The organism is Deltaproteobacteria bacterium, from assembly GCA_035063765.1.
In the GTDB taxonomy this organism is placed as follows: domain Bacteria; phylum Myxococcota_A; class UBA9160; order UBA9160; family PR03; genus CAADGG01.
The window spans coordinates 1-19,719 of record JAPSFT010000026.1 but is presented as its reverse complement, the minus strand read 5'-3'; the positions used below and the strand labels follow the sequence as shown (position 1 = coordinate 19,719).

Genomic DNA, 19,719 nt, shown 5'->3' with positions numbered 1-19,719 from the left:
CCCGTGAGCGTTCCCGAGCCGGTCCGTCCCTGGCTCGCCGAGCTCGGCGAGCGGGGCGCGCCGGGCGGCGAGAGCGCCGGCGACGTGCTGCGCGCCGTCCGGGGCTACGTGGCGGCCGCCCGCGCGCACCTGGCGGAGGTCCATCGCAGCTCCCGCTCGGGCTCGCGCGTCAACGCGCTGCACTCCGACCTGATGGACCGGCTCGTGCGGCGCCTGTTCCAGATCGCGGAGGCGGAACACTTCGCCGCGCAGCCCGAGACCGAAGAGCGCATCGCGGTGCTCGCGGTCGGAGGCTACGCGCGGCGCGAGATGGCGATCCACTCGGACGTGGACCTCCTGCTCCTGCACGCGGGGGCGGTGACACCCTACGTGGCGCGCATCGCCGAGCGGATCCAGCTCTGGCTGTGGGACGCCGGGCTCACGGTGGGCTGCGCGACGCGCACGATCGCCGACACGATCGAGCTCGCGCGCCGCGATGCCACCGTCTTCACCGGTGTCCTCGACACGCGCTTCCTGTCGGGCGACCCGGTCTTCTACCACGAGTTCCTGGAGGCGATCCGGCGCGAGCTGCTCCTCGACGTCGAGCACTTCCTGGCCCGGCAGGTCGCTGCGATGCACGAGCGCCACGCCGCCTACGGCGAGTCGCTCTACCTGCTCCAGCCCAACGTCAAGGAGGGTGCCGGCGGGCTGCGCGACTACCACGCGGCCATCTGGGCGATGCGCGCCGTGCTGCCGACCGCGCGCGGGCTCGAGGACCTGCTCCACTACGGGCTGCTCAGCGAGTCCGAGATGGAGGCCTATCGCGACGGCCTCGACTTCCTGTGGCGCGTGCGCAACGAGCTGCACCTCTCGGCCCGGCGCCGCCAGGACCAGATGAGCTTCGACGCGCAGGAGCAGATCGCGGCGGCCTTCGGCTACCCCGACCGTGGGCCCGAGGAGCCGTTGCCCGTCGAGCTCTTCATGAGCGACTACTACCGCGGCGCGCGTGCGATCCGGACCTGGTCGGAGATCGCGATCGAGCAGTGCCGCGCCCGCGTGCGGCGGGCCCCGCTGCCGGCCGCTGCACCCGTGAGCGTCGAGGACGGCTTCCGGCTGGTGGGCGGTCATCTCGAGATCCCCCACGCCGCGCACCTGCGCGAGCGGCCCCTGCGCCTGCTCACTGCCTTCGCCGTGGCACAGGACCACGACGTGCCGCTCTCGCGCACCGCCCAGCGGCTGGTGCGCGAGAACCTGCACCTCGTCGACGAGCGCCTGCGCCGCGACCCGGAGGCCAGCGCGTGCTTCCTGCGCATCCTCGAGAGCGAACGGCGCGTGATGCGCTCGCTGATGGTGATGAACGAGCTCGGCCTGCTCGCGCGCTTCCTGCCCGAGTGGGAGCACATCGTCTGCCGCTGGCAGCACGTCGTCTACCACACCTACACGGTCGACGTACACTCGATCTTCCTGGTCGAGGAGCTGCGCCGTCTGTGGCGGGGCAAGTACGAGCGCGCACTGCCCGAGCTCACGGAGCTGATGCGCTCCTGCGAGGACCGGCCCGCGTTGTTCCTGGGCTCGCTGCTCCACGACATCGGCAAGGGCTTCGGCGGGGAGCACTCGGCCCGGGGCGTCCCACGCGCGCGGGCCTGCCTCGAGCGGCTCGGCCTCGCGCCCGAGCGGATCGAGCGGGTCGTGTTCCTGGTCGCCCACCACCTCTCGATGTCACACGTCGGCCAGCGGCGGGATCTCGCGGACCCGCGCATGATCCTCGAGTTCGCCAAGCTGGTGGGCGACCGCACCAACCTGAAGAACCTCTACCTGCTCACCTTTGCCGACATGCGTGCCTCCTCGAAGTCGGGCTGGACCGAGTGGCGCGGCGCGCTCCTGCGCGAGCTCTACGAGCGCACCGCCGAGGTCCTCGAGACGGGCCGGCCCGACGAGGCGGCCGCTCTCGCGACGATCGAGGCGCGGGTCGAGAAGCGCCGCCAGGCGGCGCGCGAAGAGCTCCAGGCGCTCGGCGTCGCCGAGGCGAAGATCGACGGCTTCTTCGAGGAGATGCCGCGCCGCTACTTCGTGTCGCACACGCCGCGGCAGATCGCACGCCACGCCAAGCTGCGGCTCTCGTTCTCCGACGCCAAGCAGGTGGTGACGGCGGTGCGCGAGATGCGCGGAGGCTTCTCGGAGCTGATCGTGTGCACGCGCGACGTCCACGGGCTCTACTGGCGGATCGCCGGGACGCTCACCGCGCGTGGGATCAACATCCTGTCCTCGAACGTCTACACGACGCGCACGGGGCTCGCGCTCGAGGTCTACCGGGTGGCGACGCCGGCCGGCGATGCGGCGGAGCGCGCGCGGACCTGGAGCGGCTTCGAGCAGAGCCTCGAGCGGGTGCTGGCGGGCGAGCTGCAGGTCGAGGATCTCGTGCAGCGGCGGCGGCGCCCGGTCGGACTGCCCGCGAGCCCTTCGCGGCTGCCGCCGAGCGTCGAAGTCTCGAACGACGAATCCGACTTCTACACGATCGTCGACGTCGCGGCGAACGACCGGCTCGGGCTCCTCTACGACCTGACCCGCACGCTGGCCGGACACGGACTCGAGATCTACGTCTCGAAGGCGACCACCGTGCTCGACCAGGTCGCCGACACCTTCTACGTGAAGGATGCGGCGGGCCGCAAGCTCGTGGACCCGGGGCGGGTCGAGGCGCTGCGCCGCGCGCTGCTCGACGCCGTGCAGCTCGACGAGGCCGCGCATGGCTAGCGCGCGCGCGGGCGGCCCCGCCGGCCTCGAGCTGGCCCGGGCGGTGGACGGCTTCCTCACGCACCTGGCCGCCGAGCGCGGGCTCGCGCGCAACACGCTCGCCGCCTACGCGCGCGACCTCGCGCGGCTGGCCACACATCTCGAGCGCGCCGGCGTGGCCGAGCCGGCAGCGATCCGCCCCGAGCACCTGCGCCGCTTCGCCGAGGCGCTCGACGCCGCGGGCCTGGCGCCGGCGAGCCGCGCCCGCGCGCTGGTCGCCGCGCGGCGCTTCGCCCGCCACCTGCTCGCGCGGGGCGTGCTCGCGCGCGATCCCGCCGAGGGGCTCCTCGCGCCGCGCCAGGCGCGCCGGCTCCCGCGCGTGCTGCGCGAGCCCGAAACGGAGGCGCTGCTGGCGGCCGCCGCGGGGGAGGGCGCCCTCGCCCTGCGTGACCGTGCGATGCTCGAGGTCCTCTACGGCGCGGGCCTGCGTGTCTCGGAGCTGGTCGAGCTGCCGCTCGCGGGTCTAGACCGCCGCGCCGGCTTCGTGCGCGTGCGGGGCAAGGGCGGGCGCGAGCGGATCGTCCCGCTCGGCGAGCCGGCGCTCGCGGCCCTCGACGCCTGGCTCGCCGAGGGACGCCCGCGTCTGGCCCACCGCGGGCGGCGCGCCGCCGACGCGGTGTTCCTGTCGAGCCGGGGCACGGCCATGACCCGCCAGAATTTCTTCGTGCGCCTGCGCGGGCTCGCGCGGCGCGCGAACCTGCCCGCCGAGCGCGTCTCGCCCCACGTCCTGCGCCACTCCTTCGCCACCGACCTGCTCGAGGGCGGCGCCGACCTGCGCGCGGTCCAGGCGATGCTCGGGCACGCCGATCTCGCGACCACCCAGATCTACACGCACGTGAGTCGGAGGCGGCTGCGCGAGACCGTGGAGCGGCATCACCCGCGCGGCGCCCGGCGCGCCCCGGCGGAGCCTGGCCGCCGGTGAGCGCGCTGGATCCCGAGGCCCTCGCGCGCGCGCTGCCGCCGGCGGCGGGCGGCCTGCTGGCGGCGGTGAGGGCGGAGGCGGAGCGGCGCGGCATCGCGCTCTGGCTGGTCGGCGGGCCGGTGCGCGATCTCCTCCTGCGCCGCCCGCTGCGCGACCTCGACCTGCTCCTCGAGCCGCACGGCGAGGGCGGGGCCGAGGCGCTGGCGCGTGCCGCGCTCCCCGGCGCGCGGGTGGCCGGCCACGACCGCTTCGGAACCGTGCGGGTCGCGGACGGCAACGCCGCGATCGATCTCGCCGTCGCGCGCCGCGAGCACTACGCGCGGCCGGGTGCGCTGCCGGCCGTCGAGCCCGGACCGGTCGAGGACGACCTGCGCCGGCGCGACTTCACGGTGAACGCGCTGGCGCTCGCGCTCACCCGGGCCGCCCGGCGGGGGCGGCCGGCGCTGCTCGATCCCGGTGGTGCGCGCGAGGACCTGGAGGCGCGGGTGCTGCGCGTCTTCCACGCCCGCAGCTTCCACGACGACCCGACGCGCGCGCTGCGCGCCGCGCGGCTCGCGGCGCGGCTCGGCTTCCGGCTCGCGCGCGGCACCCGCTCGGCGCTGCGCGATGCGCTGCGCGACGGCGCCTTCGCGGCGGTGTCGGGCGAGCGCTTCCGGCGCGAGCTCGAGCAGGTGTTCTCCGACGCGGCGCTCGGGCTCGATCCGGCAGCAGCGCTGCGCCTGCTCGACGAGTGGCACGTCCTCGGTGCGCTCGAGCCGGGTCTCGGCCTCCCGGCCGCGGCGGCACCGGCGCTGCGGCGCGTCGGCCGGGCGCTCGCCGGGCCGCCCTGGCCGCCCCAGCGCGCGCGCCCCTGGGTCACCGGCTTCGCGGTCTGGCTCGCGGCGGTCGATCCCACGCTGCGCCGCCGCACCCTGCGGCGGCTCGCCGTGCGCGGCGAGGGGGCTGCGCGGATCACGGCCCTGCCGCGTGCACGCGTGCGCTGGCAGCGCGAGCTCGCGCGTGCGCGCGGGCGCGGCGCGATCGACGCCGCGCTTGCGCCGATCGACGACGAGAGCCTGCTGGCGCTCTGGAGCCTCGCCACGCCCGCGGATCGCCGGCGCATCGCGCGCTGGGCGAGCGAGGATCGGGGGCGGCGCGCGCCGGTGACCGGTGCGGACCTGGTGGCGGCCGGGCTCGCGGGCCCGGTGGTCGGGGTGGCCCTCGCGCGGATCCGCGCGGCGTTCCTCGACGGCGCCGTGCGCGAGCGCGAGGCGGCGCTCGCGCTCGCGCGCGAGGTCGCCGCGCGCGAGGCGCGGCGGGCCCGGCGGCACGCACGGCGCGGCGCCGGCGCAGCGCCGGACGCCGGTTGCCCGCCCGACCCCGATCTGCCATGATGCGCGCCAGCTCCCCCCAGACGGCGCGCCGCCGGCACGCCAGGCCCGTTCCTCCTCCGGGAGCCGCCTCGATGTCCGCCGCCGACAGCCCTTCCACCGAGCGGAGCACGCTCGCCGGAGCGACGTCCGAGAGCCTGCTCTTCGAGCCGCTCGCCGAGGGCAGCGCGGCCTGCTCGATCCGCCTCCCGGTCTTCGACGGGCCGCTCGACCTCCTTCTCCATCTGATCCGCGAGGACGAGCTCGAGATCACGGACCTGCCGATCGCGCAGGTCGCGCGCCAGTATCTCGAGTACCTCGAGCTGATGCGCGAGCTCCACCTCGACGTCGCCGCCGAGTACCTGGTGATGGCCGCGACCCTGGCCTGGATCAAGTCGCGGATGCTGCTGCCCCCGGCCGACGACGAGGCCGAGGAGGACGGCCTCGACCCGCGGGCCGAGCTGGTCGCGCGGCTGCTCGAGTACCAGCGCTTCCAGGAGGCGGCCGCCGAGCTCGGCCAGCGGCCGCTGCTCGGCCGCGAGATCTGGGCGCCGCCCGGCGAGGCGCCGCCGCCCCTGCCCGAGGCCGAGCGCGAGATCGAGGTCGGCTTGCTGCCGCTGCTCGAGGCCTTCCGGCGCGCGATGCGCCAGACCCAGGCGGCCGGGCATGCGCACGAGGTGGTCACCGAGGCCGTCACGGTGCGCGAGCGCATGGTGACCGTGATCGACGCGCTCGAGGCCGCCGAGGTGGTCGAGTTCGAGGCGCTCCTGCGCGGCCCCGACGGCCGCTACGCCTCGCGTGCGGTCCTGGTCGCCACCTTCCTGGCGATCCTCGAGCTCGCGCGGATCACGGCGCTGCGGATCTTCCAGAGCCTCGACGACGCGGGCGCGCCCGAGGGTCCGATCCGGCTGCGCCGGGCGGGCGAGGGGGATCTGCGCGAACGCCTCGCCGAGGCGGTCTGAAGGAGGCCCGATGGAGGCTCGCGAGAAGCGCCAGGTGCTCGAAGCGCTGCTGCTGGCGGCGGCCGAGCCGGTCTCGGCCCAGAAGCTCGCAGGGGTGCTCGGCGAGGAGACGACACCGACGGAGGTGCGCGGGCTGCTCGCCGCGCTCGAGGCCGAGTACGCCGAGGCGGGGCGCGGCTTCCGGATCGAGGAGGTCGCCGGCGGCTTCCAGCTCCGTACGCTCCCCGAGCTCGCGCCGTGGCTGCAACGGCTGCGCCCGCAGCCGCCGCTGCGCCTCTCGCGCGCCGCGCTCGAGACCCTCGCCATCGTCGCCTACAAGCAGCCGATCACGCGGGCGGAGCTCGAGCTGGTGCGCGGGGTCGACGTCGGCGCCGTGGTGACGAGCCTGCTCGAGCGGCGGCTCGTGCGGATCGCGGGACACCGCGAGGTGCCCGGACGCCCGATGCTCTACGCGACCACCCGGCGCTTCCTCGAGGTCTTCGGGCTGGCCTCGCTCTCGGACCTGCCGACGCTGCGCGAGATCGAGGAGCTCCTGCGCGACCGCGCGGCGGCGGCCAGCGAGGCTGGCGAGCTGCCGGCCGGCGCGGCGGCCGCGACCTCCCCGTGTGACGGCGACGAGGAGGAGGGCGACTTCGATCCGGACGCAGAGCCCGAGCTCGAGCCGCCCGTCACCACCCACTAGCCGATGGACGTCGCCCGCCCGCGGCGCCGGCCGGTTCGCGAGCCGGCCTTCTAGGCATGTCCGCCGAGCGCGTGCAGAAGCTCCTAGCCGGCGCCGGACTCGCCTCGCGCCGTGCAGCGGAGGCGTGGATCCGCGCGGGCCGGGTGCGGATCGACGGCACGGTCGCCCGGCTCGGCGACCGTGCCGACCCGGCCAGCCAGACGGTCACGGTCGACGGCCGGCGCGTCGCGCTCGCGCGCCACGCCTGGTGGATCGTGCACAAGCCGCGCGGCGTCCTGACCACGGTGCGTGACCGCGAGGGCCGGCGCACGGTGATGGACCTGCTCCCTCCCGGGCTGCCGCGGCTCTTCCCGGTCGGCCGCCTCGACTTCGACACCGAGGGGCTCGTCCTGCTCACCAACGACGGCACCGTCGCCCACGCGCTGCTCCATCCCTCGCTCGGCAGCGAGCGCGAGTACCAGGTGACCGCCCGCGGCCGCATGAGCGACGCTTCCCTGCGCCGACTGGCGGCGGGGGTCGAGCTCGACGACGGGCCGACAGCGCCCGCGCGGGTCGGCCCCGCGCGCTTCGCCGCGCGCGCGGGCGCGACGCGCTTCGTGCTGGCCGTGCGCGAGGGCCGCAAGCGCCAGATCCGCCGCGCACTCGCGGCGCTCGGGCACCCGGTCGTGCGGCTCGTGCGCACCCGGATGGGGCCGCAGCGGCTCGGGCGGCTGCCGGCGGGGGGCGCGCGGCCGCTCACCGGGGGCGAGGTGCGGGCCCTCGAGCGCCACGCGGCCGCCCTCGCGCGGCAGCGTGGGCAGCAGGCCGGCGGCAGGCCGGCGGCGCAAGGGCCGGAGCGGCCGCACGAAGCCCGGCGTGCAGCTCGCGCGCAACCTCGCGGACCCGATCAAAATCCTTGATTCCGCAAGGGTTTTCGGTCTACGATCGGGCACTCCGAGAGGCTTGGACGATGTCGCAGCAGCCGCCCCGATCCCTCCCCTCGCGGGTTGCGCCGCGGGTTTCCCGTGGCCTCGCCGCGCTGGCCCTCGCCTGGCCGCTCAGCGCCGCCGGCATCACCGGCGTGTGTCCCGACGGGAGCGTCTTCGTCGTGAAGCGGCAGGCGGACGTGCCCTGCCGCGAGGCGAAGCGGGTCGAGCCGTCGCGCGTGCCGCCGCTGCGGCCCGAGAACCTGCCGCGGGCGTATCTCTGGGAGCTGCACCGCCAGAAGATCGACGAGAACAACCCCTACAACCTGATCGAGCGCGCCGAGAAGGTGCGCACGCTCGGCAACGCCGATCTCGGCGGCGCAGGGGCCGGGGCCGGCAGCGCCACTCCGGGTGCGGCGCCCGCGGCCGCACTGCCCCAGGTCTCCGCCGCGCCGCCCGTCCCGCCGCCGGCGCCCGCCGCTCCCCGCCCGAGCGATCTCGCCCTCACCGACGGTGAGCTGCGGGACCTCTTCTACCTGGTCGAGCTGTCCCAGAAGCGCACGCCCGCGACCTTCCTGCGCGCGGGCAAGGCGGGCGACGACAGCCTGCGCGTCTCGATCGCGCACTCGCAGGCCTTCGAGGAGCGGCTGCGCAGCGCCGGCGCCGAGGGAGGGCCCGTCCTGCTCTTCAGCGTGCAGCCGCGCGACGCCGAGCGCTTCCTGCCGAACTTCAGCTTCGTGCAGGGCCATCTCACCTTCTCGCCGCAGCGCGACGACCCGCGCCAGCTCGGCGTCCTCTCGGGCAGCCTCGGGGATCTCGCCGCCGACGAGCTGGTGCTCGGCTACGTGATCCTGCCCGCCAGCTTCGACCTCGGGCGCCCGCTCGACGTCTACTGGGACGACCGCCAGCTCGCCACCACCTTCCGCTGAACGGCGGCGGCCGGAACGGTCCGCAGGCTCCCGCTCAGCGGGGGACGGTGACGTAGAGCTGGGTGTAGAAGAACCGGCCGTCGGGCGCGCGGGCGATGCCGATCCCGGTCACGTTGAACATCGGGGCCAGCAGGTTCTGGCGGTGCAGCGGGGACGCGAGCCAGCCGGTGACGATCTCGCGGTTGGGGTCGCCGCGGTTCGTGAGGCCCACGTTCTCCCCCGCCAGCGAGATGCCGGTGACACCGCCGCGGGCCAGCCGGTCGGGCGGTGTCAGCCCCTCCGGCGTCTCGTGGGCGAAGTAGCCGCGCGCGATCATGTCGCGGCTGTGGGCGCGCGCCACCCGATCGACGCGCGGATCGCGCCGGAGGGCGATCAGGCCCTCGCGCTCGCGCACCTGATTGACGAGCTCGTGGAAGGCGGCCTCGAGGCGGGCGAGCTCGGGATCGGCGCCGTCCGCAGCCCGCGCAAGCGGTGCGAGGACGGCGAGCGTGGCCCACAGGGCAACCAGGAAGACGACGGCCTGGAAGGGCGTCCGGGGCATGGAAGGGGCCTCAGGGCGTCGCTGCCTTGGCTTCGTCGAGCAGCTCGCGCCGGACGAGCTTGCCACCGGCATAGTGCGAGCGCGTGTCGACCAGGCCGTCGCCGTCGGTGTCCTCCTCGAGCGTGCTGGGGCGCCCCTTCTCGTCGAAGTGCGTGATCTTCTCGGGGCGGCCGTCGCCGTCGGCGTCCTCGGAGCGGCGGACGATCTTGCCGGCGCTGAAGTAGTCGACCGTGTCGCGCACGCCGTCGCCGTTCGCGTCCTGCTCGTGGCGCGCGATCCGGCCCTTCGCGTCGTAGGTCGTCCAGGTGTCGGGCTCGCCGTCGTGGTCGCCGTCGGTGCGGCGGCGGGCGAGCTCGCCGCCCTGGTACGTGCTCCAGGAGTCGACCTCGCCGTCGCCGTCGGTGTCCTCGTCCCGGCGCGCGATCGTCTCGCCGTCCTGCTCGTACCAGGTGGTGCGCTCGGGCCGCCCGTCGTGATCCTCGTCGAGCAGCTCGCGCCGCCGGCCGTCCGACTCGTAGACCCAGCGGTCCGCGCGCCCGTCGCCGTCGCGGTCCTCGACCTCGTCGGCGGCCGCGGCGCCCGGGCTCGGGGCGGCCCCGCTCGGCGCCTCGGCCGGCGTGGGCTCGGCCGCGGGTGCTGCCCCGGGTGCCCGGCCGGCCCGGAGCGCCGCGAGCTCATCGGCGATCGAGAGCGAGGGGCGCGCGCTCGCGTAGCCGGCGGCGGGGCTGCCGCTGCCACCCGCCGCCGGGTGGCCGGGAGCGCCGCCGCGCTGCTCGAGGAGCTGCTGCTCGATCGCCTGCTGCTGCGCCTGCTCGGCCGCCATCTGGGATTGCTCGTGCGTGCCGTAGGGCGAGTCGTCGGGGAAGGGCACCCCCGTCTGCTCCTGGATGCGCTGGTAGGCGCGGCGGCGGAAGGCCTCGTCCTTGCCGGCGCTCACCTTGCGGTCGAGGGCCACGAACGGCCAGGCGACGACGGCGAAGGGCCAGAAGAGGGGGTTGCTCCAGAGCGGATCCTCGCGGCGCCGGATCTGGCGCGTGTCGATCGTGACGGCACCGCCGAGCGACTGCATCGCCGCCGAGGGCGTCACCTGCTGCGGGTAGCCCTGCGCCGGCGGGTAGCCCTGCGCTTGCGGATAGCCGCCCATGCCGGGGACACCGCTGCTCGAGGTGCTCCCGCTCGCCTGCCCGGGGCCGCCCATGGTCTGGCTCTGCTGGCCGTAGCCCGGCATGGCGGGTGCCGCGGCGCCCGGCGGGATGATCGTCGCCGTGGCGCCGGTGTTGAAGATCGGTGCATTGGGGAGGCCGGTGCTGCGCGCGGCACAGCCGGCGTGCCCGAAGGGCACCGAGAGCAGCAGCGCGGCGAGCACGAGGCGGGAACGCATGGGTACACCTCGGACGGGGCGGGCGGAATCGCCCGGCGGGCGATGCTGCAAGAAGCGTGCTCCGGATGCGAGGGGAGCCGATCCGCGCGGGCCCGCGCACGCCTGGTCCCCCCGTCTGCGCTCCGCCTGCGAGCCCCCTGCACCGGCCCGGATGGGAAGCCCGCTTCCCTTTCCCGCACGCGGATTTCCCTCGATGCCTGCGATGCTAGCCTCGCCCCCGGATGTGCGGGCGCTTCTTCCTCGCGACGCCGGGCCCGGAGCTGGCCCGCCACTTCGGGCTCGCGGCCGTGCCCGACGTCCCGCCGCGCTTCAACGTGGCGCCCGGCCAGCCCGTCCCCCTGGTCCGCGTCGAAGGGGAGCGGCGGGTGCTCGCCGCGCCGCGCTGGGGCCTCGTACCGGCCTGGGCCGCGGATCCCGCCTCCGGCCGCCGCCCGATCAATGCGCGCGCCGAGACGGCCGCGGGGTCGCCGCTCTTCCGCGCAGCGCTCGCCCGCCGGCGCGGCCTCGTGCCCGCCGACGGCTTCTACGAGTGGCAGCACGCGGGCCGCAGCGCGCGGCCCTTCGCGATCCGCCCGGGCGCGGGCGGCCTGCTCGCGATGGGCGCGCTCTTCGAGCGCTGGCAGCGGGGCGCCGAGGCGCTCGAGAGCTGCGCGATCCTGACCGTGCCCGCGGCCGGAGCGGTGCGCCCGCTCCACGACCGCATGCCGCTCCTGCTCGCGCCCGCCGACTACGAGCGCTGGCTCGACCCCGCCCTCGACGACCCCGCGGCGCTCGCGCCGCTGCTCGCGGGGCGCGGCGCGGAGGGGCTCGTGGCGCATCCCGTCGACCGCCGCGTGAACGACGTGCGCGAGGACGACGCGCGCCTCCTCGAGCCGGAGCGCGATCTCTTCACGGCCGGGGGGGCCGCGTGAAGGGCGTCCTCGTCACGCTCGCGCTGCTCGCCACCGCGGGCGCCGCGCTCTACTGGACCACGCTGTCCCACGCGGGCGTCACCTGCGAGGTCTGCATCCGCTACGAGGGCCGCGAGCGCTGTGCGAGCGCTGCCGCCCCCACCGAGCGCGAGGCCGAGCAGGCGGCCACGACGACCGCCTGCGGCGTCCTCGCCGGGGGCGTGACGGGCGCGATCGGCTGCCAGGCGACGGTGCCCTTCTCGCGGACCTGCCACGCGCGTTGAGCAAGCGGCGCCCGAACGGGGCGTTCAGGTCTCGCCGCTCGTCTCCTCGAGCTCGCGCTGCCGGGTCTCGGGCAGCCGGACGAGCAGGATCCCGGGCACGAAGAGCGACGCCGCCACGAGGCTCACCATCGCCGGCAGGTCGAGCCCGAGGACGGTGCCGGCGCCGACCACCCACAGGCCGAGGATCCAGCCGATCGTCTGGAGCAGCGTCAGCCAGGCCGCCGCGGCACCGCGCTGGGCGGTCGGGAAGAGCTCGGTCGCGAAGACGCGGATGATCACGTCGCCCGCGGAGCTGGCGAAGACCACCGCGACGAAGGCGAGCGGCAGCACCCAGCCGGGACCGTTGTAGAAGAGGATGCCCGCGACCGGGAAGAGGACGAAGGCGAAGAGCCCCACCTGGCGCCGCCCGATCCGGTCGCCGAGCCGGCCCGCGACGACGTTGCCGACGATGCCGACCGCGCCGCTCGTCATCAGCATCGCGGCGTAGCGCCAGGGCTCCCAGCCGTGCTGCTCCTGCACGAAGAGCGAGGCGAACTGGAAGAGCGAGATCGCTCCGAGCGCCTGGATCATGCCGGCGGCGCCGAGCAGCGAGGCACGGCCCGGGTTGGCGCGCGCGAGCGCGAGCAGCGAGCGCAGCGGGGCGGCGGAGGACGCGAGCCCGGCCTGCTCCGCCTGGTGGCGGCGGAAGCGCGCCGTCTCCGCGATCCGGCGCCGGAACATCGGGAGCAGCAGGAGCGGGATCGCACCGATCGCGTAGAGCGAGCGCCAGCCCCCGGGCAGCAGCTCGATCGTCGCGAACAGGAGTGCGCCGGCCCCGTGCCCGCAGGCCGAGAGCGCTCCCAGGATCCCGACACCCCAGCCGCGGTGCTCGGCCGGGAGCTCCTCGGCCAGCATCACCACGCCGACGGCGGCGAGCGTCGAGAGGAAGGCACGCGAGAGGAGCTGGAAGGCGACGAACTGCACGGGCGTCTGCGCGAGCGCGGTCGCCAGCGTGAACACGCTCATGCCGAGCACCGAGAGCAGGAAGACGCGGCGGCGTCCCAGGCGGTCGGCGAGCGGCAGCAGGAAGAAGGCGGCGAGCCCGCCGAGGCGCACCGCGCCGAGGTAGAAGCCGAGCCGCTCCTGCGCGATGCCGAGATCCCCGGCGATGTGCTTGAGCGCGGAGGTGAGGAGCGAGAGGTCGTAGTTCTCGAAGAAGAGCCCGAGCGCGACGATGCCGAGGATCCGCAGGTGCCGGTCCTCGAGCGCGGGCACGCGACCCAGGAAGGGCGGGATCCACCACGGGTTGCGGGTGCGCATCCGGGCCGGCTCCGGAGCCGGCGCCGGCGCGCGCGAAAGGGGATCCCTCACGGCGCGCGACGGTAGCCGGGCGGAGGCCCCCGGGCCGGCCGCGAGCGGGCGTCGGCGTGCGGGCGCGGACCCCGAGCGGCGGAAGCGGCCGGCGAGACGGAAGCGGCCTCCCGGGAGGGGCCCTACGCTCGGAGCGATGCGCTGGGCGTCCGCCGCGTCCGAGCTGCCCGACCCCGACGCCGCCGCCGACGAGGTCGCTGCGGCGGTGCGCGACGCCCTCGGCAGTCCTCCCGACGCCGCCTTCCTCTTCTTCGGCGCGGCCTTCGCGCCCGCCGCCGCGCGGCTCGCGGAGCGGCTGCGCGGCCGGCTCGGGGGCGGTCTGCTCGTCGGGTGCAGCGGCCGGAGCGTGATCGGGGCCGGGCGCGAGATCGAGGGGCGGCCCGCCGTCGCGCTCACCGCCGCGCGCCTTCCGCACGTGGCCGTGCGCCCGCTGCGGGTGGCGGGAGAGGGCTTCCCGCGCGGCACCGACGCCTGGTGCGAGGCCTTCGACATCGATCCCGCCGCGCACCCGCACTTCGTGCTGCTCGCGGATCCCTGGAGCTGCGACGCCGAGGCGCTCGTGCAGCAGCTCGACCGCGACTTTCCGGGCGCGGTCTCGATCGGCGGGCTCGCGAGCGGCGCGGAGCGGCCCGGCGAGAACGCGCTCGTGCTCGAGGACCGCGTGCACGCCGACGGCCTCGTCGGGGTGGCGCTCTGGGGCGACCTGGTCGTGGACGGGGTGGTCGCGCAGGGTTGCCGGCCGATCGGCCACCCCCACTTCGTGACGCGCGCGCGCGACCACCTGCTGACGGAGCTCGACGGGCGCCCCCCGATGCAGGTGCTGCGCGCGCTCTACGAATCATCGGGGGCACGCGACCAGGCCCTGATGCAGAGCTCCCTCTTCCTCGGCATCGAGATGCACCCCGAGCTCCACGAGTACCGCCGCGGCGACTTCCTGATCCGCAACCTGGTCGGCGCCGACCCCGACGACGGTGCGCTGGCGGTGGCGGCGCCCCTGCGCGACGGCCTCGTCGTGCAGTTCCACCTGCGCGACGCACAGACCTCGGCCCTCGATCTCGAGGAGCGCCTCGAGCGCTACCGGAGCACCCCGCGCCCGGGCGGGGCGCCGAGCGGCGCGCTGCTCTTCTCCTGCCTGGGCCGGGGCGCCGGCCTCTACGGGGTGCCCGACCACGACAGCGACGCCTTCCGCCGCCACCTGGGGGCGCTGCCGCTCGGTGGCTTCTTCTGCAACGGGGAGATCGGGCCGGTGGGGGTGCGCAGCTTCCTCCACGGCTACACGAGCGCCTTCGGGATCTTCCGGCCGCTTTCCGCGATCTGAGGACCCGCGCGAGCGCCGGGCGCCCGCCCGTGTGCGATCGCGCCTTCACTCGCTCGGGAAGGCGCGCCGCGCCGGCTCCTCGCGGGAGGCGGCGGCCAGCAGGTCGCCGTCGTTCTCGGTGACGTCGCCGAGGCGCGCCGCGAGCGCGTAGGCGCGGAGCTGGGTCTTGGTCATGTGGACCGCAAGCTCCGGCTTCGCCGCGAGCCGGCGTGCCCAGTCCTCGACCACGGCGTCGAGCTCGGCGGCGGGCACCGCCCGGTGCAGGGCGCCCCAGGCCTCGGCGCGCCGGGCGTCGAAGCGCTCGCAGAGCAGGATCGCCTCGCGGGCGCGGGCGGCACCGATCTCGTGGACGAGGCGCGCGCTCGCGCCCCAGCCGAGCGGGATGCCGAGGTCCACCTCCGGGATCGAGAAGACCGTGTCCTCGGCGGCGATCCGGAAGTCGCAGGCGAGCGCGAGCGCGAGGCCGCCGCCGACCGCGTGGCCGTGGATGCGCGCGATCGTGACCACCTCGCACTCCTCGATCGCCCGGCAGGCGCGCAGGCCGATCTGGGCGGCCTGGCGACGCTCGCGCCCGCCCGCCCCGGAGGCCACGGCCATCCGCTCGCGGCCCGGCGGGCTGCGCCGGTCGGCACCGGCGCAGAAGGAGACCCCGCGCCCACCGAGCACGACGACGCGGGTCGCGTAGTCGCGCTGGAGGCCGGCGAAGAGCGCCGCGATCTCCTCGAGCGCCGTGGTGTCGAGCGCGTTGCGCCGCGCGGGACGCGCGAGCCAGACGCGCAGGATCGCGCCGTCCCGCTCGGTCTCGAGGGTCTGCCACCGTTGCGCGGGCGAGGGCCCGCCGTTGCCCGCATTGCTCATGGTCGCTCCTCCGTCTCTTCGAGCCAGGCCAGGATCCGCGCGCGGTCGCCGTCGAGAGCCGGCGCCGCCGGCCGGGTCGGGGGATCGGGCGCACCGTCGAGCTTGATCGGATTGCCCGGCACCGGAAAGGGGCCGAGTCCCGGCTGCTCGACCTCGACGATCATCCGCCGCGCGCGCACCTGGGGCGTGGCCGCCACCTCGGCGACGTCCTGGATCGGCGCGCAGGGAACCCCGAGCGGCTCGAGCAGGGCCACCCACGCGGCGCGCGGACGGGCGGCGAGCGCTTCGGCGAGCGCGTCGCGCAGGGCGTCGGCGTGGGTGCTGCGCGCGGGGGCGGTGGCGAAGCGGGGGTCATCGGCCAGGGCAGGGCGCCCGATCGCGGCGGCGAGCACGCGGAAGAGCGCATCGGTGCCGCAGGCGATCACGAGCGGCCCGTCGGCGGTGGGATAGGCCTCGAAGGGCGCGATCGAGGGATGGCGCGTCCCGAGCGGGGCGGGCACCCGGCCGGTCGCGGCGAAGCGGGCGAGCGCGTTCTCGAGCAGCGCCACCTGGCAGTCGAGCATCGCCACGTCCACGCGCCGGCCGCGGCCGCTCGCCGCGCGCTCGGCCAGCGCCGCGGCCACCCCGAGCGCCGCGAAGAGCCCCGCCGCCAGGTCGCCGATGGAAGTGCCGACGCGCACGGGCGGCCCCCCGATCGGGCCCGTGATCGAGAGGATCCCGCCGAGCGCCTGGGCGACGAGGTCGTAGGCCGGGCGCTGCGCCCACGGCCCGGTCTGGCCGAAGCCCGACACCGAGGCGACGACGAGGCGCGGGTAGCGCTCGTGGAGCCCCTCCCAGCCGTAGCCGAGCCGCTCGAGCACGCCCGGACGGTAGTTCTCGACGAGCACGTCGGCGCGCGCGAGCAGGCGCTCGAAGAGCGCGCGGTCGGCCGGCTCGCGCAGGTCGAGGGCGAGGCTCTCCTTGCCGCGGTTGAGCGACAGGAAGTAGGCCGAGGTGCCCGCCACGAACGGCCCGATGTGGCGCGCCTCGTCGCCCACGCCGGGCCGCTCCACCTTGATCACGCGCGCGCCGAGCTCCTGGAGCTGGAGCGTGCAGAAGGGGCCGGCGAGCACGCGCGTCAGGTCGACGACGAGGGTGCCCGCGAGCGGGGCGGAGGCGGGCGGGGGCGTCGTGAGCGGGCACATGCGGGGGCGCAGGGTATCGTTCCCGGCCCCACCGCGAACGACCCGAGGGCCCCGCCTGGCACGCGCCGACCGCATCCCCGTGCTCGTGGTCTCGGGCTTCCTCGGCTCGGGCAAGACCTCGCTCGTGCGCCACCTGCTCGACGAGGCCCGGCGCCGGGGCGAGCGCCTGGCCGTCGTGTCGAACGAGTTCGGCGCGCTCGGGATCGACCGCGCGCTGCTCGGCGGGGCCGCCGCCGCGGGCGCGCCGGCGATCCGCGAGCTCGACGGCGGCTGCGTCTGCTGCGAGCTGAGCGACGACCTCGTGCGCACCCTCGAAGCGCTGCGCCGCGAGGTCGCGCCCGACCGGATCGCGATCGAGACCTCGGGCGTGGCGCTGCCCTACGACGTGCAGCTCTCGCTCTGGCGGCCGCCGGTCGCCGACTGGATCGCGGACGACCTCGGGATCGTGCTCGTCAACGCCGAGCAGCTCGCGGAGGGCCGCGAGCTCGGCGAGACCTTCGAGCAGCAGGTGAGCGCCGCCGACCTGCTCGTCCTGAACCAGGTCGACCGGGTGCCGGAGGCGCAGCTCCCGGCGCTCGAGGCGCGCCTGCGGGCGCTCGAGCCCGAGGCCCGGATCGTGCGCGCCGTCCACGGCCGGCTGGCGCCGGCCCTGCTCGAGCCCCCGGCGACCGACGCGCCCGGCCCTCCGCCCCCGCGCGGGCATCCCCACCCCCACGCCCACGAGGCCTTCACGCACGAGACGATCGAGGTGGAGGCCGGCGTCGCGGAGCGCGCGCTGGTCGAGCGGCTGCGGGCGCTCGGCGCGCTGCGCGCGAAGGGCTGGGTCGAGACCGAGGCGGGCCCGCGCCTGGTCCAGGGCGTCGGGCGGCGCATCGAGCTCTCGCCGGGGGCGCCGCCGGGGCCGGCGTGGCGGGGCCGGGTGGTGGTGATCCGCCGCAGCGGCGGCTGATCGGTGTCGGAGACACCCGTCCGTGTCGAGGTACGGCGGCTCGCGGCCCTGGCCTGGCCCGTCGCCGCCACCCAGGTCGGCAACATGCTGCTCGGCGTGGTGGACACGCTGATGCTCGGCCGCTTCTCGGTGGAGGCGCTGTCGGCTGCGGCACTCGCGAACGTCTGGGTCTGGGGAACGCTCCACGTCGCGATGGGGGTCGTCTTCGGGATGGACCCGATCGTGGCCCAGGCGCACGGCGCACGCGACGGCGAGCGCGTCGCGCTCGCGCTCCAGCGCGGCCTCGTGCTGGCGCTCGGGCTCAGCGTCCCGCTCGGGCTCGCGTGGCTGCTCACCGAGGAGTTCCTGCGCGCGATGGGGCAGGACCCCGCGCTGGCGGCGGCCGCGGAGCGCTTCACGCGGCTCCAGATCCCGAGCGTGCCCTTCTTCCTGGGGTTCTGGGCGCTGCGCCAGTACCTGCAGGGGCGCGAGATCGTGCGCCCCGCGCTCTGGGTGATGGTGGGCGCGAACCTCGTCAACCTGGCCGGGAACTGGGCCTTCGTCTACGGCCACCTCGGGATGCCTCGCCTCGGCCTCGAAGGCTCGGCGATCGCCACGAGCCTGAGCCGCGCGGCGTGCCTCGTCGGCCTGGCCGCGCTCGTGCTGCGCGCGGGGCTGCACGAGGGCGCCTGGGTGCCCTGGTCGCGGCGGGCCCTCTCGCCGCGCGGCATCGCCGAGATCCTCGCGCTCGGCCTGCCGGTCGGACTCCAGATCTCGCTCGAGGCCTGGGCCTTCTCCGGAGCTGCGCTGCTGGCAGGCCGGATCGGCACCGAGGCGCTCGCGGCCCACACGATCGTGCTGAACATGGCGGCGCTCTCGTTCATGATGCCGCTCGGGATCGCGCTCGCGGCGGTGACGCGGGTCGGCAACCTGATCGGCGCGCAGCGGCTCGAGGAGGCGCAGCGTGCGGCGTGGGTGGCGCTCGGTCTCGGCGCAGCGGTGATGGCGGCCTCGGCGCTGGTCTTCCTCGGCTTCCGCTTCGAGCTGCCCCGGCTCTACACCACCGATGCCGCGGTCGTGGCGCTGGCGGCCACCATCCTGCCGATCGCTGCGGCCTTCCAGATCTTCGACGGCGTGCAGGTGGTGGCGTGCGGGGTGCTGCGCGGGATGGGGCGCACGCGGCCCGCGGCGGTGTTCAACGCCGTGAGCTACTGGCTGCTCGGGATCCCCCTCGGCTGGTGGCTCGGGCTCCACGCGGGCTGGGGGCTCGCCGGCATCTGGTGGGGCCTGTGCATCGGGCTCGCGGTGGTGGCGTCGCTGCTTCTCGGTTGGATCCGGCATCGGGGGCCCGCGCACGCGGCGGTCCAGCTCGCCTAGCCAGCTACCATCGCGCCCCGCTGGCGCCCCAGGAGGTCCCGTGCGCTTCACCTTCGCCGAGTCGATGTGCGACCCCGCCCAGTACCTGCCCCTCGCGGTCGAGGCCGAGCGGGCAGGCTTCCACTCCTTCACGGTGCCGGACAGCCTCTGCTACCCGGAGGTCTCGGATTCGAAGTACCCGTACACGCCCGACGGGCAGCGCGAGTTCCTGCGCGGCCGGCCCTTCCTCGACCCGTTCTGCCTGATCGCGGCGATGGGCGCGGTGACCGAGCGGCTGCGCTTCACCACCTTCGTCGTGAAGCTTCCGATCCGGCACCCGGTGCTGGTGGCGAAGCAAGCGGCGTCGGTGGCGGTGCTGACGGGCGGGCGTTTCGCATTCGGGGTCGGGCTCTCGCCCTGGCCCGAGGACTTCGCCGTCACCGGGACCGACTGGAAGACGCGCGGGGCGCGCATGGACGAGATGATCGAGATCGTGCGCGGACTCACCACAAGGCCGGGCAGCCCGGCCGCGCAGCGAGCGGCCAGCGAGCGGAGCCGGTTCGGGCCAGGCGGCTTCTTCGCCTACGAGGGCGAGCACTACCAGGTGCCGAGCATCGCGATCTGCCCCGTGCCCGCGGCCCCGATCCCGATCCTGATCGGAGGTCATGCCGAGCCGGCGTTGCGGCGCGCCGCGCGGCTCGGCGACGGCTGGATGCACGCCGGCGGCGAAGCCGGAGACCTGAGCCGCCTCCTGGCACGCCTGCGCGCGCTGCGCCGCGAAGCCGGCCGCGAGCACGAGCCCTTCGAGGTCCACGTGATCGCGCTCGAAGCCTACACGCTCGACGGGGTGCGCCGGCTCGAGGACCAGGGCGTCACCGACGTGATCGTCGGCTTCCGCAACGCCTACGAGCCCGACACCCTCCCGCTCCCCCAGAAGATCGACGCCCTGCGCGCCTACGCCGACCGCATCGTTGCAAAGCTCTAGGGGACAGTCCCCGGCTCAGTAGCGATAATGGTCCGGCTTGTAGGGACCGTCGATCGGGACGCCGATGTAGTCGGCCTGGCGGGCGGTGAGGCGGGTGAGCTTCACGCCGAGCTTCTCGAGGTGGAG

Annotated in this window: 19 protein-coding genes; 13 read left to right on the top strand and 6 right to left on the bottom strand. The window is 75.7% G+C overall.

Annotated elements, in window-relative coordinates; translation table 11 throughout:
- The first annotated feature begins 3 nt into the window (after positions 1-3).
- The 7 genes from glnD (at position 4) to OZ948_16820 (ending at position 8,518) form a co-directional block, all read left to right on the top strand.
- Positions 4-2,730 (top strand): [protein-PII] uridylyltransferase, encoded by a 2,727-nt coding sequence (glnD, locus tag OZ948_16850; GenBank protein MEB2346397.1) that lies wholly within the window; start codon positions 4-6, stop codon positions 2,728-2,730.
- Complete coding sequence (xerD, locus tag OZ948_16845; GenBank protein MEB2346396.1) at positions 2,723-3,691, top strand: site-specific tyrosine recombinase XerD; 969 nt, start codon at positions 2,723-2,725, stop codon at positions 3,689-3,691. The genes glnD and xerD overlap by 8 nt, the downstream gene beginning before the upstream one ends.
- Entirely contained in the window at positions 3,688-5,064 is a 1,377-nt protein-coding gene (locus tag OZ948_16840) for a hypothetical protein (protein ID MEB2346395.1), read from the top strand. The genes xerD and OZ948_16840 overlap by 4 nt, the downstream gene beginning before the upstream one ends.
- A gap of 71 nt (positions 5,065-5,135) precedes the next feature.
- Entirely contained in the window at positions 5,136-6,002 is an 867-nt protein-coding gene (locus OZ948_16835; protein ID MEB2346394.1) for a segregation/condensation protein A, read from the top strand.
- 10 nt (positions 6,003-6,012) lie between these two features.
- Positions 6,013-6,684 (top strand): SMC-Scp complex subunit ScpB, encoded by a 672-nt coding sequence (scpB, locus tag OZ948_16830; protein MEB2346393.1) that lies wholly within the window; start codon positions 6,013-6,015, stop codon positions 6,682-6,684.
- A gap of 56 nt (positions 6,685-6,740) precedes the next feature.
- Positions 6,741-7,583 (top strand): pseudouridine synthase, encoded by an 843-nt coding sequence (locus OZ948_16825; protein MEB2346392.1) that lies wholly within the window; start codon positions 6,741-6,743, stop codon positions 7,581-7,583.
- A 50-nt stretch (positions 7,584-7,633) separates the two neighbouring features.
- A complete protein-coding gene (locus tag OZ948_16820) occupies positions 7,634-8,518 on the top strand; it encodes a hypothetical protein (GenBank protein ID MEB2346391.1) in 885 nt (294 codons plus the stop codon).
- 34 nt (positions 8,519-8,552) lie between these two features.
- Here the strand turns inward: OZ948_16820 and OZ948_16815 are convergent, their stop codons facing one another.
- On the bottom strand, positions 8,553-9,059 hold the full coding sequence (locus tag OZ948_16815; GenBank protein ID MEB2346390.1) for a CAP domain-containing protein: 507 nt from the start codon (positions 9,057-9,059) through the stop codon (positions 8,553-8,555).
- A 10-nt stretch (positions 9,060-9,069) separates the two neighbouring features.
- Positions 9,070-10,440: a hypothetical protein gene (locus tag OZ948_16810; protein ID MEB2346389.1), complete on the bottom strand. Its 1,371-nt coding sequence runs from the start codon at positions 10,438-10,440 to the stop codon at positions 9,070-9,072.
- 221 nt (positions 10,441-10,661) lie between these two features.
- On the opposite strand from OZ948_16810, the gene OZ948_16805 reads away from it, so the two are divergent.
- Positions 10,662-11,351: an SOS response-associated peptidase gene (locus OZ948_16805; GenBank protein MEB2346388.1), complete on the top strand. Its 690-nt coding sequence runs from the start codon at positions 10,662-10,664 to the stop codon at positions 11,349-11,351.
- The gene (locus OZ948_16800) at positions 11,348-11,614 is read left to right on the top strand and encodes a hypothetical protein (GenBank protein MEB2346387.1); all 267 of its coding nucleotides are present in this window, start codon (positions 11,348-11,350) and stop codon (positions 11,612-11,614) included. The genes OZ948_16805 and OZ948_16800 overlap by 4 nt, the downstream gene beginning before the upstream one ends.
- Positions 11,615-11,638: 24 nt before the next feature.
- On the opposite strand, the gene OZ948_16795 is transcribed toward OZ948_16800, so the two are convergent.
- Positions 11,639-12,913 (bottom strand): MFS transporter, encoded by a 1,275-nt coding sequence (locus OZ948_16795; GenBank protein ID MEB2346386.1) that lies wholly within the window; start codon positions 12,911-12,913, stop codon positions 11,639-11,641.
- A 187-nt stretch (positions 12,914-13,100) separates the two neighbouring features.
- Here OZ948_16795 and OZ948_16790 point away from each other — a divergent pair, with 187 nt between their 5' ends.
- On the top strand, positions 13,101-14,282 hold the full coding sequence (locus OZ948_16790; protein MEB2346385.1) for an FIST C-terminal domain-containing protein: 1,182 nt from the start codon (positions 13,101-13,103) through the stop codon (positions 14,280-14,282).
- A gap of 45 nt (positions 14,283-14,327) precedes the next feature.
- Here the strand turns inward: OZ948_16790 and OZ948_16785 are convergent, their stop codons facing one another.
- Both OZ948_16785 and OZ948_16780 read right to left on the bottom strand, forming a co-directional pair.
- On the bottom strand, positions 14,328-15,140 hold the full coding sequence (locus OZ948_16785; GenBank protein ID MEB2346384.1) for an enoyl-CoA hydratase/isomerase family protein: 813 nt from the start codon (positions 15,138-15,140) through the stop codon (positions 14,328-14,330).
- Positions 15,137-16,324, bottom strand: coding sequence for a CoA transferase (locus OZ948_16780; protein MEB2346383.1), 1,188 nt, complete (start codon positions 16,322-16,324; stop codon positions 15,137-15,139). The genes OZ948_16785 and OZ948_16780 overlap by 4 nt, the downstream gene beginning before the upstream one ends.
- A 79-nt stretch (positions 16,325-16,403) precedes the next feature.
- On the opposite strand from OZ948_16780, the gene OZ948_16775 reads away from it, so the two are divergent.
- From OZ948_16775 to OZ948_16765, 3 genes are read left to right on the top strand one after another with little or no spacing between them, the layout of a single operon-like run.
- Positions 16,404-17,273, top strand: a complete 870-nt coding sequence (locus OZ948_16775) for a GTP-binding protein (protein ID MEB2346382.1) — start codon at positions 16,404-16,406, stop codon at positions 17,271-17,273.
- A 3-nt stretch (positions 17,274-17,276) separates the two neighbouring features.
- The gene (locus OZ948_16770; GenBank protein ID MEB2346381.1) at positions 17,277-18,629 is read left to right on the top strand and encodes an MATE family efflux transporter; all 1,353 of its coding nucleotides are present in this window, start codon (positions 17,277-17,279) and stop codon (positions 18,627-18,629) included.
- Positions 18,630-18,669: 40 nt separating this feature from the next.
- Positions 18,670-19,593 (top strand): LLM class flavin-dependent oxidoreductase, encoded by a 924-nt coding sequence (locus OZ948_16765; GenBank protein ID MEB2346380.1) that lies wholly within the window; start codon positions 18,670-18,672, stop codon positions 19,591-19,593.
- 15 nt (positions 19,594-19,608) lie between these two features.
- On the opposite strand, the gene OZ948_16760 is transcribed toward OZ948_16765, so the two are convergent.
- On the bottom strand, positions 19,609-19,719 hold a 111-nt coding region (locus tag OZ948_16760), incomplete at its 5' end, for an adenosylhomocysteinase (protein ID MEB2346379.1).

Bases quoted from the DNA above. Each gene is read 5' to 3' on its own strand.
- xerD (MEB2346396.1), top strand. From the start codon at position 2,723: ATGGCTAGCGCGCGCGCGGGCGGCCCCGCCGGCCTCGAGCTGGCCCGG.
- OZ948_16835 (MEB2346394.1), top strand. From the start codon at position 5,136: ATGTCCGCCGCCGACAGCCCTTCCACCGAGCGGAGCACGCTCGCCGGA.
- scpB (MEB2346393.1), top strand. From the start codon at position 6,013: ATGGAGGCTCGCGAGAAGCGCCAGGTGCTCGAAGCGCTGCTGCTGGCG.
- OZ948_16825 (MEB2346392.1), top strand. From the start codon at position 6,741: ATGTCCGCCGAGCGCGTGCAGAAGCTCCTAGCCGGCGCCGGACTCGCC.
- OZ948_16820 (MEB2346391.1), top strand. From the start codon at position 7,634: ATGTCGCAGCAGCCGCCCCGATCCCTCCCCTCGCGGGTTGCGCCGCGG.
- OZ948_16815 (MEB2346390.1), bottom strand. From the start codon at position 9,059: ATGCCCCGGACGCCCTTCCAGGCCGTCGTCTTCCTGGTTGCCCTGTGG.
- OZ948_16810 (MEB2346389.1), bottom strand. From the start codon at position 10,440: ATGCGTTCCCGCCTCGTGCTCGCCGCGCTGCTGCTCTCGGTGCCCTTC.
- OZ948_16805 (MEB2346388.1), top strand. From the start codon at position 10,662: ATGTGCGGGCGCTTCTTCCTCGCGACGCCGGGCCCGGAGCTGGCCCGC.
- OZ948_16795 (MEB2346386.1), bottom strand. From the start codon at position 12,913: ATGCGCACCCGCAACCCGTGGTGGATCCCGCCCTTCCTGGGTCGCGTG.
- OZ948_16790 (MEB2346385.1), top strand. From the start codon at position 13,101: ATGCGCTGGGCGTCCGCCGCGTCCGAGCTGCCCGACCCCGACGCCGCC.
- OZ948_16785 (MEB2346384.1), bottom strand. From the start codon at position 15,140: ATGAGCAATGCGGGCAACGGCGGGCCCTCGCCCGCGCAACGGTGGCAG.
- OZ948_16780 (MEB2346383.1), bottom strand. From the start codon at position 16,324: ATGTGCCCGCTCACGACGCCCCCGCCCGCCTCCGCCCCGCTCGCGGGC.